Annotated in this window: 12 protein-coding genes; 6 read left to right on the forward strand and 6 right to left on the reverse strand. The window is 68.6% G+C overall.

What is annotated here, in order from left to right; all coding sequences use genetic code 11:
• Positions 1–61 precede the first annotated feature (61 nt).
• The 3 genes from ACWEVR_RS16445 (at position 62) to ACWEVR_RS16455 (ending at position 5,230) form a co-directional block, all read left to right on the forward strand.
• Positions 62–481, forward strand: coding sequence for a DUF5318 domain-containing protein (locus tag ACWEVR_RS16445; protein WP_159372838.1), 420 nt, complete (start codon positions 62–64; stop codon positions 479–481).
• Between the two features lie 789 nt (positions 482–1,270).
• Positions 1,271–3,442, forward strand: coding sequence for a transglycosylase domain-containing protein (locus ACWEVR_RS16450; RefSeq protein WP_452467634.1), 2,172 nt, complete (start codon positions 1,271–1,273; stop codon positions 3,440–3,442).
• Between the two features lie 90 nt (positions 3,443–3,532).
• Positions 3,533–5,230: a glycosyltransferase family 87 protein gene (locus ACWEVR_RS16455; RefSeq protein ID WP_452467635.1), complete on the forward strand. Its 1,698-nt coding sequence runs from the start codon at positions 3,533–3,535 to the stop codon at positions 5,228–5,230.
• Between the two features lie 6 nt (positions 5,231–5,236).
• Here the strand turns inward: ACWEVR_RS16455 and ACWEVR_RS16460 are convergent, their stop codons facing one another.
• The gene (locus ACWEVR_RS16460; protein ID WP_452467596.1) at positions 5,237–6,991 is read right to left on the reverse strand and encodes a TerD family protein; all 1,755 of its coding nucleotides are present in this window, start codon (positions 6,989–6,991) and stop codon (positions 5,237–5,239) included.
• Positions 6,992–7,021: 30 nt separating this feature from the next.
• On the reverse strand, positions 7,022–8,365 hold the full coding sequence (locus ACWEVR_RS16465) for a TerD family protein (RefSeq protein WP_452467597.1): 1,344 nt from the start codon (positions 8,363–8,365) through the stop codon (positions 7,022–7,024).
• A gap of 137 nt (positions 8,366–8,502) precedes the next feature.
• Between ACWEVR_RS16465 and ACWEVR_RS16470 the strand changes: the two genes are divergently transcribed.
• Genes ACWEVR_RS16470 through ACWEVR_RS16480 form a run of 3 tightly spaced genes read left to right on the forward strand, consistent with a single transcriptional unit; the run spans position 8,503 to position 10,601 of the window.
• Entirely contained in the window at positions 8,503–9,126 is a 624-nt protein-coding gene (locus ACWEVR_RS16470) for an AIM24 family protein (protein WP_067497217.1), read from the forward strand.
• 11 nt (positions 9,127–9,137) lie between these two features.
• Positions 9,138–9,836 carry an AIM24 family protein gene (locus tag ACWEVR_RS16475; RefSeq protein WP_067643395.1) on the forward strand — a complete coding sequence of 233 codons (699 nt, stop codon included), beginning with the start codon at positions 9,138–9,140 and terminating at the stop codon, positions 9,834–9,836.
• Positions 9,837–9,839: 3 nt separating this feature from the next.
• Entirely contained in the window at positions 9,840–10,601 is a 762-nt protein-coding gene (locus tag ACWEVR_RS16480) for an AIM24 family protein (protein WP_067643392.1), read from the forward strand.
• Here ACWEVR_RS16480 and ACWEVR_RS16485 read toward each other — a convergent pair.
• The 4 genes from ACWEVR_RS16485 to ACWEVR_RS16500 are packed head-to-tail and all read right to left on the reverse strand — an operon-like array spanning position 10,598 to position 16,486.
• A complete protein-coding gene (locus ACWEVR_RS16485) occupies positions 10,598–11,425 on the reverse strand; it encodes an HAD family hydrolase (RefSeq protein WP_452467598.1) in 828 nt (275 codons plus the stop codon). The genes ACWEVR_RS16480 and ACWEVR_RS16485 overlap by 4 nt on opposite strands.
• Positions 11,422–14,016 (reverse strand): phosphoribosyltransferase, encoded by a 2,595-nt coding sequence (locus ACWEVR_RS16490; protein WP_452467599.1) that lies wholly within the window; start codon positions 14,014–14,016, stop codon positions 11,422–11,424. Before ACWEVR_RS16490 ends, ACWEVR_RS16485 begins: the two co-directional genes overlap by 4 nt.
• Positions 14,013–15,224, reverse strand: a complete 1,212-nt coding sequence (locus ACWEVR_RS16495) for an HpcH/HpaI aldolase/citrate lyase family protein (RefSeq protein ID WP_174550367.1) — start codon at positions 15,222–15,224, stop codon at positions 14,013–14,015. The genes ACWEVR_RS16490 and ACWEVR_RS16495 overlap by 4 nt, the downstream gene beginning before the upstream one ends.
• Positions 15,225–15,268: 44 nt before the next feature.
• On the reverse strand, positions 15,269–16,486 hold the full coding sequence (locus ACWEVR_RS16500) for a hypothetical protein (RefSeq protein ID WP_452467600.1): 1,218 nt from the start codon (positions 16,484–16,486) through the stop codon (positions 15,269–15,271).
• Positions 16,487–16,561 lie beyond the last annotated feature (75 nt).

Raw genomic sequence — 16,561 nt, forward strand, 5'->3', positions numbered from 1 at the left:
CGCCGGGGGCAACAAGCGGTGGCACCGGCGGTGGAAATCAATCCCGGCTACTCTGGTGATCGTGCGAATTCAGCGGCAGGTGGTGGACTATGCGCTCCGGCGCAGGTCGCTGCTCGCCGATGTCTACGCGGGGCGGGTCGGCGTCGCCGAGGTGTGCGATGCCAATCCCTACCTGCTGCGGGCCGCCAAGTTCCATGGCCGCGGCAGCGAGGTGACCTGCCCGATCTGCCGGAAAGAGCAGCTGACGTTGGTGTCGTGGGTGTTCGGCGACGGGCTCGGCCAGGCGGCCGGGTCGGCGCGCACACCCGACGAGTTGACGCGGATGGCAGAGTCGAACGAGGAATTCTCGGTGCATGTCGTCGAGGTGTGCCGCTCGTGCAGCTGGAACCACCTGGTGCAGTCGTACGTGCTCGGGTCGGCGCCCGCGCCCGCCCGTCGCCGGGCGGGACCGAGAGCGGGACGTCGCTCTGCGGCCGAATGACAGCGGCCGCGTGACGCGCCGCAGTTCGGGGTGCAAAATATCCGCGCCGGTCCTCCGGCGCGGATGTTGTGTGCCGGTCGAACCTTACGAGTTATGGAGATCTGGTCAGTGAGTTCGCCCTACGAGCCCTCCCCCTACGGTGACGATCCGCGCGGCGGCCGCCCGTCGCGGGGTGCACAACCAGGTCAGCAGTCCGGTGATCGTCCTGTCGGGCCGCCGCGTCGGCCGACGCCGCCCGCCGGACCGCCGCGCCCGCAGGGTGGACCGGGTGGGCGTCCGCCCGCACCGGCCGGGCGTGGGCCCGCGCCGGGTGCACGTGGTCCGCAGCCGCAGAACCGTCAGCCCGCGCCGCCGCCAGGTGGGATGCCGCCGCGTCGGCCCGGTCAGCCGCCGCAGCGACCCGGTGCACCGCAGGAGCGTCCCGGTGCGCCGCAGGGCAGGCCCGCGCCGGGTCGTCCGGCCGCGCCCGCCGCCGGGGCTGCCGGCGCCACTCAGAAACTTCCCCGTCCCGGTGTCGACGAGTCGACGGTGCGGGCGAGTCATCCGCCGCGGACCGTGCGCGAGGAGGCGGGTCGTCCGCGTACCGGTGGCACACCCGTCGCCGCGCGACCGGGCGCGGGTCGTCGTCCGGGCGGACCGACCACGGGTGAACGTCGCGCCACCGGTACCGGCGGCACACCCCCGCCGGTCGGGCCACGCAATCGCCGCGATGGTGGCGGGGGCGACGACGGCTCGGGTAGGGATGGTTCGGTGACCAAGAAATCGCCGTGGCGTGCCGTGCGCCGGACAATGTATGTCCTGATGGCCTTGGCCATCGTCGTGCCGAGTGCCGTTTTCCTCGTCGCCTACACCGCTGTGTCTGTGCCCAAGCCGGAGGATCTGGAGACCAATCAGGTCGCCATGATCTACGCCTCCGACGGCACGAGCGTGATCAGCAAGGTGGTTCCGCCGCAGGGCAACCGCACCGAGGTCTCCATCGACCAGATCCCGCCGCATGTGCGCAATGCCGTGATCGCCGCCGAGGACCGCGACTTCTACACCAACCCGGGCTTCTCGGTGTCGGGCTTCGCCCGTGCCGCCCGCGACAACATCCTCGGCAAGGAAAGCGCCGGTGGTGGTTCGACCATCACCCAGCAGTACGTGAAGAACGCGCTGGTCGGTGACGAGCGCTCGATGACCCGAAAGATGCACGAGCTGGTGATCTCGGCCAAGATGGCCCGCCAGTGGAGCAAGGAGGAAATCCTTGCCGCCTACCTGAACACCATTTACTTCGGTCGTGGCGCGTACGGCATCGACGCCGCCGCCAAGGCCTACTTCGGCAAGCCGGTGCAGGAGCTGTCCGTGTCCGAGGGCGCCGTCCTCGCCGCGACCATCCAGCTGCCCTCGCTGCTGGACCCGGAGAAGAACCCCACCGGCGCGAAGTCGCGCTGGAACTACGTGCTCGACGGCATGGTCTCCGGCGGCAACCTGTCGGCGGCCGAACGTCAGTCGATGCAGTACCCGGCCGTGGTGCCCGCCGCGTCGCTCGGCGAGAACAGCCTGGACTCCGGCCCCGAGGGCCACGTGAAGAACCGGGTGCTCGAGGAACTGTCGGCCGCGGGGATCAGTGAGCAGCAGCTCAACACCGAGGGCCTGCAGATCACCACGACCATCGACCCGAAGGCGCAGGAAGCCGCGGTGAACGCCGCGCGCAACAAGCTCGACGGCGAACCCGAGAACCTGCGCACCGCGGTGGTGTCCATCGACCCGCGCACCGGTGCTGTCCGCGCCTACTACGGCGGTGAGGACGGCCAGGGCTACGACTTCGCCAACGCGGGTCTGCCGACCGGTTCGTCGTTCAAGGTGATCGGTCTCGCCGCCAACCTCGAGCAGGGCATTCCGCTGTCGCAGATGTACGACAGCTCGCCGCTCAAGGTCAACGGCATCGAGATCAACAATGTCGAAGGCCAGTCGTGCGGTATGTGCACGATCGCCGAGTCGCTGAAGCGTTCGCTGAACACCAGCTTCTACCGGATGCAGCTCGACATGCAGAACGGTCCGCAGAAGATCGCCGACATGGGTCACAAGCTCGGCATCGCCAAGGAACTGCCGGGCGTGGGCCCCACGCTCACCGAACCCGACGGCGCGGGCCCCAACAACGGCATCATCCTCGGCCAGTACCAGTCGCGTCCGCTCGACATGGCCTCGGCCTACGCCACGCTGGCCGCCTCCGGCATGTACCACGCACCGCACTTCGTGCAGCGCGTCGTCACCGCCGACGGGCAGGTGCTGCTCGATCGCGGCGAACCGGCCGGTGAGCAGCGGGTGAGCGCGGCCGTCGCCGACAATGTCACCGCGGCGATGAAGCCGATCGCGGCCTACTCCAACAACCACAACCTGGCCGGTGGCCGGGAATCGGCCGCCAAGACCGGTACCCACCAGCTCGGCGACACCGGCAACAACCGCGACGCCTGGATGGTCGGCTACACGCCGTCGCTGTCGACCGCGGTGTGGGTCGGTACCGAACAGGGTGACCCGCTGAAGAACTACGGCGGCTCGCACATCTACGGTTCCGGCCTGCCGTCCGACATCTGGAAGGCCACGATGGACGGCGCCCTGGCGGGCACCCCCACCGAGACGTTCCCCAAGCCCGCCGCGATCAAGGGCCAGGCCGGTGTGCCGGAATGGTCGGCACCCTACACGGCGCCGGAGACCACCGCGCCGACCGTCGCGCCGCCGGTGATCGTGCCGTCGCAGGTGGAGATCCTGCCCGGCATCCGCATCCCCGTGCCCGGTGTGCAGCAGCCCGCCGTGCAGGCGCCGCAGCAGGCCGAGCCGACCACCGGCCCGCTGCCCGGTCAGCCGACCGCGACGCCGGGTGAGTCGCCCGGCAACGGCAACGGCAACGGCAGGCCTGGTGGTGGCGGCAACGACGACGAGGAGAGCGGCGGCGCGGGAGCCACACCGACGCGTTCCCGATAGCCACCGGTAGCCTCGGATGTCGTGACCGATCAGCAACTCGCGGACCAGCCGGCGCCGAACGACACCTGGCCCGGGCGCGAGCCGCGGTACGTGTCGCCCGCCCCACTGGCACCGGACCTGCGTTCGATCGATGCGCGAGACCGCCCGAGCCGCAACGATTCCCTCACCTCGCAACTGTCGACGGTGATCGGCGGCCCGGTCGGCGCGCACGCGCTGATCGGCCGAGTCCGGTTCTGGACGCCGCTGCGGGTGCTGTTCGCTTTCACCGTGGTCTTCCTCGCGCTGGGCTGGGCGACGAAGGCGGGCTGCATCCAGCAGACCGACGACGGCGCGGGCGGGCTGATGCTCGACTGGAACAACGGCCGCCAATACGTGGCCATGTGCTACTCCGACACGGTGCCGCTCTACGGCGCCGAGCGGCTCAACGAGGGTGCGTTCCCGTACAAGAAGTATTGGCTCGAGTCGACACCCGACGGTGGCACCGAGGTCAGATACATGGAGTACCCGGTGCTTTCGGGGCTCTACCAGTACGCGGCCATGCAGATCGGCAATGTGTGGGATCACCTGCCGCTACCCGGTGCGCTGTCGGTTGTCGTGTACTTCAATGTGGTCGCGCTCGGGTTGGCCGTGGGGTGGTTGATCACGGTGTGGGCGTCGTCGCGACTAGCCGGGCGCCGGGTCTGGGATGCCGCGTTGATCGCGGTGTCGCCACTGGTGATCGTGCACATCTTCACCAATTTCGATGCCCTCGCAACGGCTTTCGCGGCCACCGGGTTGTTGGCGTGGGCACGGCGGCGGCCGGTGCTCGCCGGGGTGCTGCTCGGTCTGGGCGGTGCGGCGAAGTTGTATCCGCTGCTGTTGCTCGGACCGATCATCGTGCTGTGTCTGCGCACCGATCCGATGCAACGTGTGCCCGCCGCCCAAGCAGGCCTGCGATTACGCGATATCGACAGTCTCGCAGCGGCGCTGGCCTGGCTGCGTGCGACCCCGACGCGGACACAGGTTTTCGCGCAGCGTCCGCTCGGTTCGGCCACGCTGGCCGTGGCGGCGGCCCTCGGCACGTGGGGTGCGGTGAACCTGCCGATCGCGGTGCTGTTCCCGAACGGGTGGCGAGAGTTCTTCCGGCTCAACACCACACGTCACGCCGACCCCGACTCGATCTACAACGTGATCGCCTCGTTCACCGGCTGGGAGGGCTTCGACGGTCCGCTGTCGCACGGTGAGCCCCCGACCATCCTGAACACGGTCTCGCTCCTGTTGTTCGTGCTGGCCTGCGCGGGGATCGCCTACCTGGCACTCACCGCGAACCGCCGCCCCCGCCTCGCCCAACTGTGCTTCCTGGTGGTCGCCGCGTTCCTGCTCACCAACAAGGTGTGGAGCCCGCAGTACTCCCTGTGGTTGGTACCCCTGGCCGTCCTGGCCCTTCCCCACCGCCGAATCCTGTTGGCCTGGATGACAATCGACGCTCTGGTCTGGGTACCACGCATGTTCTATTACCTCGGCGAGGACAACAAGGGCCTCCCCGAACAGTGGTTCACCGCCACGGTGGTGCTGCGCGACCTGGCTGTCGTCGGCCTGTGCGCCATGATCATCTACCAAATCCTGCGCCCCGAAGCCGACCTGGTCCGCCGCGACCACGTAGACGACCCAGCGGGCGGCATCCTCGACCGCGCCCCGGACCCCCTCCTCCCCTGGCTCCCACACTTCCTTCAACCACGGAGGAGTTGGACCGACCCCGCGCATCCGGACGCCGTCCGAGTAGACGCAGGACCGTCCCGCGTCTACTGAGCGGTCCTACATCCGCAGGTAGCGGGCCTGGAGTTCGGGTTCGAGGGGGAGCATGTCGAGGTCGAGCTCCCAGGCGTTGCCGGTCCAGGGGTCGAAGAGGGGGGTGCCGGGGAGGGTGGGGAGGTGGCGGCAGGATTGGGAGAGGAGGGTGGCGGGGGCGTCGGCCGCGTCGGGGGTGGCGGTACCGACGATGAGGAGGGAGAGGCCGATGAGGTCGCCGCGGACCATGAGCTGGCCGAGGCGGACTACGTCGGTGGCTTGGTAGCCGTGGGGGAAGTCGGCCGCTACCAGGATGCGGTGTTCTTTCGGGGGCGCCACTTCGCCTGCGTGGTAGGCGATTTCGGCCAGTTCGGCGGCATTGGCCAGTTCGGCCAGGCGCGGGGAGATGTCGAGGTGGTCGGCGATCACCGGGCCCGCGAGCAACGGGGACAGAGGTGTGGCGAGGCCGCGTAGACCACCGGTGAGGTCGATCAGGTCGATGCGGGTCGGCCGGTCGGGGATGGCGGCGACGAGGCGGGCCAGCAGGGCGCCGACCACGCGGGAGGCGGCCGCGCTGGACTCCGTGTCGACCCACAGCGGCCGATTCAGCGGCACCGGAACGCAATACGGGACGCGCAGGTCGCCGCGGTCGGGTGCGTAGAGTTCGCCGAGGCGGATGCCGTCGCTGGCGGCGGCGCGGGTGGTCCAGGCGGGCGCGAGCCAGGAGGCGAGAGCCGCGGGCATCACGGAATCGGCCTCGGCGATCTCGCGGGCGAGCATGTCGCTGTCGCGGCGGTGGTCGGCATCGGCGCGGCCGACCAACTCGTCGTGACGGCGTTGCGCGGCCTGACGGGCGGCGTCGGCGGCAGGGGTATTGCGGGTTGCGGGATTCGAAACCGCTTCCGACAGTTCCTGATCCAGGCGCTTGGCGGCGTAGTCGCGCGCCGAGACGAGGGCTGCGGCGGAGCGTGCGGCGTCCTCGAAGATCATCCACATACGCTGCAGGCCGTGGTCGACTTCGAGGGGGATGCCGGGGGCGGGCGTCGGTTGGGCGAGCGATTCGGTCGAGGCAGCAGCATGACCCGAAGCTGGTCCCGCCGACGCGGCTGCTCCATGAACCGGCGCCACCGGTACCGTCCCATCCGGAACGTGACCGCCGTGCGCAGCACCGCCGGGCACACCGCCGAAGGCAGCACCGCCAGGTACGCCACCGTGGGCACTACCGCTGAACGAATCGCCCTGCGCGCCCGACCCGAAACCACCGGTCGCCGACTGCACGCCATTTGCCGCGTTGTGCCCGAAAGCGGCGGCACCCGAGGGACTTTGGCCAGGAACGCCATGTGTGCTCAGCAACTGAGCCACACCACCGGCATAACCCTGGCCGAGCGCACGCAACTTCCAGCCCGACCCCCGCCGGTACACTTCGAGACAGATCAGCGAACTCTCACCCGCCGTCGGCGAGATGACGAATTCCGCTGCGGGAACATCGTTCTCGGCGAGCAACGAGGTCACCGGCCCGAGCACGTGCCCGGCGGCGACGAACAGCAGCACGGCGTGCGCGTCCGAACGCACCTGGGACAGGGTCAGTTCCACCGAACTGCCACCGAACCGCACACCGGGAGCCGCGGGTCGCGACGCGCACACATGATCGTGTTCGTCGCGCACCCGCAGATCCTCGCCGACCACGAGCGCGCCGAGTTCGACGGTGCCCGTGGTCTGCGCGGTGAAACGCACGGAGTCGGCGGTCAGTGCGGTGTTCTGCCCTGCCTTCAGGTGAATCACGGTGTCTGCCTTGCTGTGTGGTGCGGAAGGTCAGTCGCGGCCGAGGAAACGGCCGAGCTGCGGGACGGCCTCGCCGGGATGCTTGGCCTGGAATCCCTCGCCGAGCGCCTGCATCTTCCAGTCACCGCCGACGCGGTACACCTTCGCCATCGCCATCGCGGTGAACGGCATGCCGCCCGCGAGGGTGTAGCGGGCGAGTTCGCCGTTGGTCGTGCCGTCGATCAGGCGGCAGAAGGCGTTCTGCACCTGCTCGAAGGTGTGTCCCTTGTAGGAGGTGACGATGAACAGCAGCGTGGAGATGTGGGCGGGGATGCGGGTGAGGTCGACGAGGATCATCTCGTCGTCGCCTTCGCCCTCACCGGTGAGGTTGTCGCCCTGGTGGCGGACCGAACCGTCCTTGGACGAGAGCTGACCGTAGTAGGCCACGTCGACCAGGTTCTGGTCGGCGAACAGGCACACCGAGGCGTCGAGGTCGATGTCGACGGTGCGGTTGCCGAACATGCCTCGGGTGCGCACCGGGTCCCAGCCCAGCCCCATCTTCACGAAGGTGAGCGCGGCGCCTTCCTTGCGCAGGGTGACCCGCTGACCCTTCTGCAGGCTGACCGGCCGGTCCTTGCTCAGGCTGATCTCCCCGGTCGGCTGCGGCGGCGCGGCAGGCGAGGCGGCGGGCTGGTAGCCCCCACCGGGCGGCGGCGGGTAACCACCCTGCTGCGGCGGCGGATAGCCACCACCCACGGGGGGCTGCTGCGGCGGTGCGGGCGGCGGGTAACCCCCACCGGGCGGCGCGTAGGCCGGCGCGGGCTGCTGGTAACTCGGCGCCGGGGGCGGCGGGGCGGCCTGCTGCGGTGCGGCGGCGGGCTGTGCGGGCGAATCATCCACCTGCACACCGTGATCGGTGACCAGCGCGGCGAACCCACCGGCGTACCCCTGGCCGACGGCGCGCACCTTCCAGCCACCTTGACGGCGGTACAGCTCCAACGCGATCACGATCGACTCGGCGTTGAGGCCCTCGATGAGGTACGAGTACAGCTGGTTGCCCGCGGCGTCGGAGATGATCGCGGTCGGCGGGGCGAAACGACCGAAATTGCTGTTCGCGTCGTCGAGGGTGATGACCGCGCGGATCTGGTCGATCTCGGCGGGCACGGCGGGCAGCGACACCGCGAGCGAGGCGGGCTGCCCGGCCGGACCGGGTCGCAGGTCCACACCCGGACCGCTCGGCTGGTTGTAGAACACGAAATCGGCGTCGGTGCGGACCTTGCCCTGCTCGGTGACGAGCAGCGCGGACAGATCGGCCGGTGCCGTGAGCTGGAGCGAAATCACCACGTCACTGACGGCCAGCGGACCGTTCTGGCCTTTGGCGAGTGTTGCAGACAAGTTAGACCCTTCGCTTGTCGGTGCGGTCTTGTTGTCACTGTACGAGAAACCGGGCCCGGGCGTTCAGCCTCCCGATCGGTTAGGGTGACGTCGCACTCGGATCGGGGCGTCGCACCCGCCTTACAAAGGGGCCAGGAATGGCGCAGTTGTTCGAACAATCGAAAAAAGTGATCGAGGCACATCTCGCGGGGACCAGTATCCGCGCGATCGCGGGCTCGATGGTTGCCTACGAGGGCAATGTGCAGTTCAAATCGGCCGGCTTCGGCGGCGGCGAGGGCGTGCTCAACGGTCTCAAGCGCCGCGCCACCGGCGAGAAGCTGTCGCTGATGGAGTGCACCGGCAACGGCCGGGTGTTCTTCGCGGTCAACGGCCAGAACGTCACCGTGGTGAACCTGAACAACGACACGTTGCAGGTCGAGTCGCAGCAGTTGCTGGCCTTCGCGGGCAATCTGCGCACCGACGTGCGGTTCGCCGGTGTGGGTGGAATGTCTTCGGGCAGTGGCCTTTTCACCACAACGGTGAGCGGTCAGGGCCAAGTTGCGCTGCTGTCGGCCGGTGGGCCGCTGATCCACCTCGAGGTGTCGCCGCAGTACCCGCTGATCGTGGACCCCGATGCGTTCGTCGCGGCGCGCGGCAATCTCAACCAGTCGTTCGTCACCGACGTCTCCTGGCGCACGATGGTCGGCCAGGACGCGGGCGAGGCGTTCTCGCTGCGGTGGGACGGCCAGGGCGTTGTGCTGATCCAGCCCGCGGAACGGTAAGGGAAGCGACGATGTTCGAGAAGGTCAACAGCAAGGTCGTCAAGGTCGACGTCGCCCAGGCGGGCGGGGTGGTCGGGCGCACCGGCGCGATGCTGTTCTACACCGGCCAGGTGCAGTTCTCCCCACACCAGATTCCCGGCGCGGGTGGCGGCATGGGCGGCGGCGGTGGGCTGATGCGCATGGCGGGCGCCATGATGGCAGGCGAACACGAGCGGACCATGCTCGCGCGCGGAAACGGTTCCGTCCATTACGGATTCGCCGGACTCGAGGTGCACGTGGTGCAGATGCAGCCCGGTGCGGTGCTACGGGTGGAGGCCTCGCGGCTGCTGGCGAACACTGCCGGGCTGCAGGCCTCGGTGGTGTCGGTGGCCAGTTCCGGTGGTGGTGGCGGTGGTGGCTTGATGGGTGCGCTGCGCGGAGCCGCCGCGGGTGTGGCGACCGGGCAGGGCATGTTCACCACGCAACTGAGCGGTCAGGGTTCGGCGGTGCTGCTGGCGCACGGCGGATTCCTGGAATTGCAAGTGGGCGGACCGAATCCGGTGGTCGTCGACCCGCAGGCATTCGTCGCGGCGTACGGAAACGTGCAGACCGAATTGAAGGCGGCGATGAGCTGGCGCGACGCGGTGGGTCGCGGATCGGGCGAGGCGATGCAATTGCATTGCCACGGTCAGGGTGTCGTGTATGTGCAGGCCTCCGAAGAGAAGTTGTGAGTCATGAGCGAAATCCTGTCCCCCATGAATCTCGGTGCCAGCGACAATATTCCGGGTAACAGCTACGCCTATTGCATCGACCTGACCGGGCCGTGGTTCATGCGCAAGGGCGCCATGATCGCCTACTACGGGCAGATCAATTTCCAGCTGCTCACGCACGGTCTGCAGGGCCATCTCACCCAAATGGTGAGCAGCCAGTTCTCGGCACCGTTGTTCGCCGGTGAGTACGTGGTGGCCGAGGGCCACGGCAAGCTCATCATCGGCGACCGCGGCTACGACATCAATTCCTACGATCTCGAGGACGGCAACCTCACGATTCGCGGCGCCAACCTGCTCGCGTTCGAACCGGGCCTCGCGCTGAAACAGTCGATCGTGCCCGGTTTCCTCACCCTCATCGGCACCGGCAAGTTCCTCGCCTCGTCCAACGGACCGGTGATGTTCGCCGAACCCCCGCTGCGGGTGGACCCCGAGGCGCTCGTCGGCTGGGCCGACTGCCCGTCCCCGAGCCACCACTACGACCAGGGCTGGATCACCGGCTTCCTCTCGGCGGGCGCGGCCGCGATGGGCGCCACCTCCGGCGAGGAACGCCAGTTCGACTTCACCGGCGCGGGCACCGTCCTCATCCAGTCCTCGGAAAAGGTGATGAGCGACAACGCCCTGGTCCGCACCATCGAAGGTCAGTTGCAGAGCGGCGTGAGCGTGGGCGGCCTGCAACGCATCCAGGCCGTCGTCACCCAGAAACTCGCGGGTCAGCAGCAGTACTAGACCGGATCCGCGACGGGGAGGGCGGCGTGGAACCAGTCGAGGATTTCCGCGCCGGCCAGGATGCCGGCGGCGGTGGTGACGGTCAGGTTGGGGGCGGTGTAGGCGAGTTCTTCGAGTTCGCCGTGGCGGGGGCGGATGGCGGCGTCGGCGGATTCGAGCATGGCCGCGTCGAGGGCGCCGTCGCCTGCGGCGTACAGTCGCGCGCCCTCGGGTAATTCGCCGGATTCGGTAAGGCGGCGGCGGACTTCGGCGACGGCGCGGCTCTTGCAGACCGCGTCGGGCATGGTGTAGATCTTGCGGCCCTGTTGGGAGGCCGACCAGCCGTTGGCGCGACACCAGGTGTCCCATTCGGCGAGGAAACCCGCCGGGACCGCCTCGGGCCGGACGACCAGATAGCAGAACAATTCGTCGGCCTCGCGATACTTGGTGACCCAGGAATCGCTGATCCGCGAACGCAACTCGGCACCGACCGAAGCCAAGGTCGCGCCGGTCGCGTTGACCTGATCGTCGATGGACAACCGCCACGCCGGATCGGGAATGCCGTCGACGAGGATATTGCCGCCGTTGCTCGTGATGGCAAAACGCCACGGCGCACCGGGCAATTCGATGCGCTGGAACTGTTCGATGGTGCGGGTGGTGGTCGGGATCACCGGCGCGTTCGCGGCCAGCTCACGCAAACGGGCGATCGCGATGGTGGTCATGTAGGACAGGGGTTCGCCCTCGTAATACTCGACGCATTCCTTCTCGACGCTTTCGGCGCCGTGGAAGGCGTTGCGCGAGAAGATCATCGTGCGATCCAGGTCGGTGGCGAACAGGGCGGTCACTGCGATAGCTCCTTGATCAGGCCCATGCAGGAGTAGGCCAGATCCGGCACCACCTCCACCGGGACATCGCGTGCGGCGGCGAGCAGACGGATGTGGGCGTGCTCGGGTGCGTCGGCCTCCCGCACCAGCACCCGCCACGGTACGCGGCGCAGCAGCACCCGGGTGGTCTCGCCGACGCCGGGCTTCACGTAATTCACTGTGCTGATGCCGTATTCGGCACGCACCTTCTCCACCGACGCCCAGCCCGACCAGTCGGGAGTTCGATCGGAATCCCGGATCGCGGCGACCGCGGCGGGCACCTTGTCACGAATGGCTTCGAAGGCGGCGGTGACGGTGTCGATCAGTTTGTTCGACACGTCGTCGGCGGCCAGTTCGCGATAGAACTTGGCGCCGTGGAAGTCACGCGGACCGATCAGCTTTTCGTTCAAGACCGTGCGTGAAACCAGTCCGGAGACAGTCGAATTCAGGCAAGCCGAGGCGATGAGGAAATCGTCACGGGTGCCGAAGGTTCGCACACAATTGGCCGGGTCGGCCAGCACCACGAGTTCGTCGTCGAACCTGGCGCCGCCCGCCGCGTGATAGGCGTCCAGGGCGGCGGTGAGTTCGTGGGTGATGGCGCCCTTGCCGGTCCAGCCGTCGACGAACACGATCGTGGACGGATCGTGATGGTTGGCAAGGTAATCCAGGGCTACCGAGTCGATGCCGCGATCGCGGACGATGGATACGGCGTAGTGCGGCGCGTCCAAAGCCGGGCGACCGATACCGCTGGCCAACCAGCGCCGCATCAGCACACCGATCGGTGTACCGGCGCGGGCCAACGACACCAGCACGATGTTCTCGCCGCGTTCGGCGACGACCAATTCGGCCACCGTCGCCACGGCCAGGGCGAGCCGCTCGGCGCTCTCGGCGAGCACGTGGTCGAACAGTTCGCGGTAGGCGGCGTCGGGCTGGTACTCGACCGGCAGCGACTCGGCGTAGTGGGCTTTGCCTGCCTGGATCCGTCGTTCCCGCTCGGCCACATCGGCTTCCAGGTCGATGTCGGAGAGGTCTTTGAGCAGCCACGAGACATCCTCGCGCGCGTACGAGCCGAAGTTCGGGCCGTGCAGCGGAGCAGGGAAGTCGTTCGGCCCGACAGCGAGCTCACCGGTACCACGCGACTCTACGACCCAGTGATCAATAGTCACCAGCTCTTCCCGACCCCGGGCATCGCGCGGCGCCCCCTCGTCCGACGCTTGCGCAAGGCGAGCGGCGTGCAGCTCGCGGGGATCGGCGCCCGGGACGACGGCGACCAGAACATCGGCACCCGACGCGGTGAGCACATCGACCAGACCGCCGGGGGCGACGAGTTCGGGCGTGTCGGCGGGCGGGTCGATGACGACCAGCAGGACCGGGTTCTCACCCTCCCACTGAGCGTTGTAGAGGTAGCGCTGGGCGGTCGGGTCGGGTTCGGGGGCGGTGAAGCGGAAACCTCGGCGCAGCGGATAGCCCGGCTCGTCGAGGACGTAAGCCGGTGAGCGGGTGGTGGTTTGGAAGCGGGCAAGGATCCCCGCGTCGGCCAGCCCGGCGGCCAGACGCACCGGCAGGTACATGAGTTCCTCGTGGCCGAGCACGATGACCGGCCGACCAGCGAACTCGGCGTCCAAATGTGCCCGCACTTCGTCGACGACAATGGCCAGGGCGTCGTCGAAAGCCGCGGCGTCGGTGCGTAGAACGCCGTGCCGCCCACCCTCGGGAACAGCGTCCGGCCAAGGCAATTCGATGCGGCTGTACGAACCCGGCCGAACCGATCGGGGATTGAGTCGCGGCTCGGACAAAGCCGCCACCGCGTCGACGAGTCCGGCGGGTAGGTCGACCAGACCTGTTGCCAGACAAACGGTGTCGATGCGTGCCCCGAGTTCGGCCGCGAACTTCTCGAACTTGTCCCGGTCGGCGGCGGTCCGCAAGTCGACCAGCGAGGCCAGCACGTACTGCGAACGCGGCGCGAATTCGTGCAGGGCGCGCACAGCGTCGATGGCCGTATCGCCGGTGGAGATCTCGTCGTCGACAAGCACCAGCGGCAGGTCGTTGGCGAAGATCTCGGCGGGCGCGGGCTGCAACTGGTGGGAGGTGGCGTGCGAGTGGCCCTCCTCGAAACCGGTGAGCGTGGTGGCCCTGGGCTCGCTCCTCCGGGTGGAATGCAGGTAGCAGCCGGCCTCGAGTCGCGCCGCTACACAGTGCCCCAAACCGGTTGCGGTCTCGGCGAATCCGAGAACAACTGCCTCTCGGTCGCCGAGCTTGTCGCGCACCAGGTCGGCCAGGCGGTTACCGGCGCCGATCACCACACGCGGGTCCGTGGGCAGATGCTTGCCGAGCACCGTGGAGACCAGCAGATGAGCGCGGCGCGGATTACGGCGCAAGCCCGGACGCACCAGTTCATCGATCGACAGCGCATCGGGCAATGCGGCGCCCGGCTCGACAGGCGCGGGGTCGATCGCGGTCACCGCCGACGAACCGTCCGAGGAGCCGCAGGCGGTGAAAGCCTGCCCGTGGTGCAGGCGAATCCCCAGATGCACGGTGGCCCACGGCATGTCGGTCGTGCTCACGGCATTCATTCCGCGATCATCGCTGTCAGCAGATCCACGAAGGACACTCCCTTGTTCGCCACCCCGAACGCGCGAGCCCGGACCAGCGTCTGGCGGGCCCAACTGCGGTGGGGGCGCATCTCGTTCATCTTGTTGCGGTACTCGGAGGCAGCCACCCCGCCGACATCGGCCTCCATGATGTGCAGCGCGTCGGCGTATTCCTCGTGCGTCACCACCGACAGCGCGTGCACGGCGGCCACGTGCGACGGATGGATCACCGTTTTGCCCTGGATGCCGTTGGCTCGGTCGAGGGTGATCTCGCGCAGCAGCCCGTCGAGATCGCGGCTCACCAGGTACTGCCGGAACGGCACCGCGTCGGATTCCTCGAACGGGGCGGTGCGCAGCAGCGGACGGAACATGCGTTCGTGGTCGGCGAAGTACTCCCACACCGGGCCGGTGATGATGAAACCGGTGCCGTCGGCGCGGCCGAGGTAGTTGACGATGTCGGCGATCACGTCGGCGATCACCCGAACGTCGTAGATGGTGAGGTCGCGGTCGCGGCGGATGCCGAAGGTCGAGCACATGTCGGTGGCGCCGATGCGCACCGCGAGCAACCGGTCCCGATGCTCGGCGAGCAGCTCGGCGATGCGCGAGAGCTGCTCGTCGCGGGTCTGGCGATGCACGAGGTTCGCCGATTCGAGCACCGGCATGCCGTAGACGGGGCGGCCGAGGCGGTCACCGGCCGCGTCGAGCGCGGCCAGGTAGGCGGGCCCGGTGACGGCGTCGAACTTGGGGAAGACGAAACCGGTGAGCATGTCGGCGCCCGGGCCGAGCCGGTCGGCCAATTCGGTGACGGTCTGCACGTCGCGCACCCGGACGAACAGCATCGGCACGGGGTCCGCGACTCCGGCGAGCAGGTCGAGGGTGGCGACCGCATGTTCCTTCGCGGCGTCGACCTGATGGTCGGCCACGGCGTCCTCGAGGTCGATCACCATCGAGCACACTCCTCGCGCGGCGCGACGCAGGATCGTCGCGGCCAGATCGGGACGGGTCGCGGGCACGTACAGGGTGGCGCCGAGGGCGGTGGCGAGCAGTTCGCGGTCGGCGGTTCCCGGGATCGGTTCCGGCTCCACCAGGAACAACTCACGGCTGCGCGGGCCCTGCAAGTTGTGGAAGTGGCGCAGCGGCACCTGCTTTCGCAGGTTCACCTCCGGTGCGATGGCGTAGCCTGCGGTCATTCCCCCCACCTCATTCGTCGACCCGTGTCATGTCGTGTGCGGTCCTAAGTGCTGTCGGTTCCTACGGTTTTTCGCATGCGATCGACCACTCCGGCGATGAACTCCGCGACGGTTCGCAGTTCAGAAACATACGCCCAATAGTCTGGGTGACGACCGGTCAGTCCGGCCGTTATGCGATCGAGGCGTTCGGCTTGCGCATCGAGCACCGAACCCCACTCGCCGACCAGCCCTCGATCGACGGCGAGCATCTGCGCGTCCCGCAGCCGGAATCGTACGGTGCGTAGCTGCGCTTCGGGGTCCGCACGTACCTCGCGCAACAGTTCGAGCCGCCGGGTGACGGCATCGACGAGCTGTTCGGACTCGGCGAGGTGTTCGCGCGCGGTCGCTGTCAGGTCAAGGGCGGTCTCCGGGTCGCGATCGGCAGCCGCGACACGCGCGCGTACCAGCGCCGCGTCCGCGGCCTCGATACCGCGCCGGCTTTCGCGTTCATTGTTCGTCAGATCCGCCGAACTCGCAGCGTTGAACTCGCGCAACAACGCCGAGTACGCGGGGCCGAGCGCGTCGGCCCGGTTGCGCACGGCCGCCAGCCGGGTGGTCACCGAGGCGATCGCGTTGGACGCGGCGTTGGCACGAGATGGTGCCTGCGCCAACACTTCCCGCAATTCCACACACGACTGGCGGACCTCGGTCGCGACCTCCCGGGCAGCCGCGACGGCGGTACCCGGATCGACCACGGAGGCTGTGACCAGTGCCTCACTCAATTTCCGCACGCCCGCGGCCACCGAAGGGTAGGAGACATACTCCGACGACTCGGCCGCGGCGAGTTCCCGCTCGGCCTCGGCCCGCACCTGCGCGAGCAACTGCGGCACCGACGCCCGCACACTCACCGCGTGCTCGAGGCCGGCCCGATGCGCGTGATAGAACTCGTCGACCCCGCGCGCGGCGTCGGCGAGCTCACGAACCAGCGCGTCGGCCCTGGCCGGACCGTCGGCGATCGCCGTCCCCGCGGCCTCGGCGCTGTCGAGCTCGTCGGTGAAACTCAGATAGGCGCCCGACGCGGCATAGCAACGCGCGCGCACCGGTTCCCATACGGCGCCGATGTGGCGCTCGGGGAACACCTGCTCGCTCGCCGCCACACCTGCCTCCGCTGCCGTCTGCCTGCGATCCATATCGAGGAAGGCGGCGGCCGTCGCGGCCCGCGCCCCACTGATCCAGCCATTGTCGGGCCCCGACCTGAACCATCCGCGTCTGCGAGGTGTCACCGGCGTATCCCCTTTCCGAACCACGCAGCGGTCACCCGCCCGCTGTGCTCGATCGTAGGAGATTCCCCCTCGCTA

This window comes from Nocardia sp. NPDC003979 (assembly GCF_053605015.1).

What these genes read in the sequence shown, in the direction of transcription:
- ACWEVR_RS16450 (WP_452467634.1), top strand. Translation starts at nt 1,271, where the DNA reads ATGTATGTCCTGATGGCCTTGGCCATCGTCGTGCCGAGTGCCGTTTTC.
- ACWEVR_RS16470 (WP_067497217.1), top strand. Translation starts at nt 8,503, where the DNA reads ATGGCGCAGTTGTTCGAACAATCGAAAAAAGTGATCGAGGCACATCTC.
- ACWEVR_RS16475 (WP_067643395.1), top strand. Translation starts at nt 9,138, where the DNA reads ATGTTCGAGAAGGTCAACAGCAAGGTCGTCAAGGTCGACGTCGCCCAG.
- ACWEVR_RS16480 (WP_067643392.1), top strand. Translation starts at nt 9,840, where the DNA reads ATGAGCGAAATCCTGTCCCCCATGAATCTCGGTGCCAGCGACAATATT.
- ACWEVR_RS16490 (WP_452467599.1), bottom strand. Translation starts at nt 14,016, where the DNA reads ATGAATGCCGTGAGCACGACCGACATGCCGTGGGCCACCGTGCATCTG.
- ACWEVR_RS16495 (WP_174550367.1), bottom strand. Translation starts at nt 15,224, where the DNA reads ATGACCGCAGGCTACGCCATCGCACCGGAGGTGAACCTGCGAAAGCAG.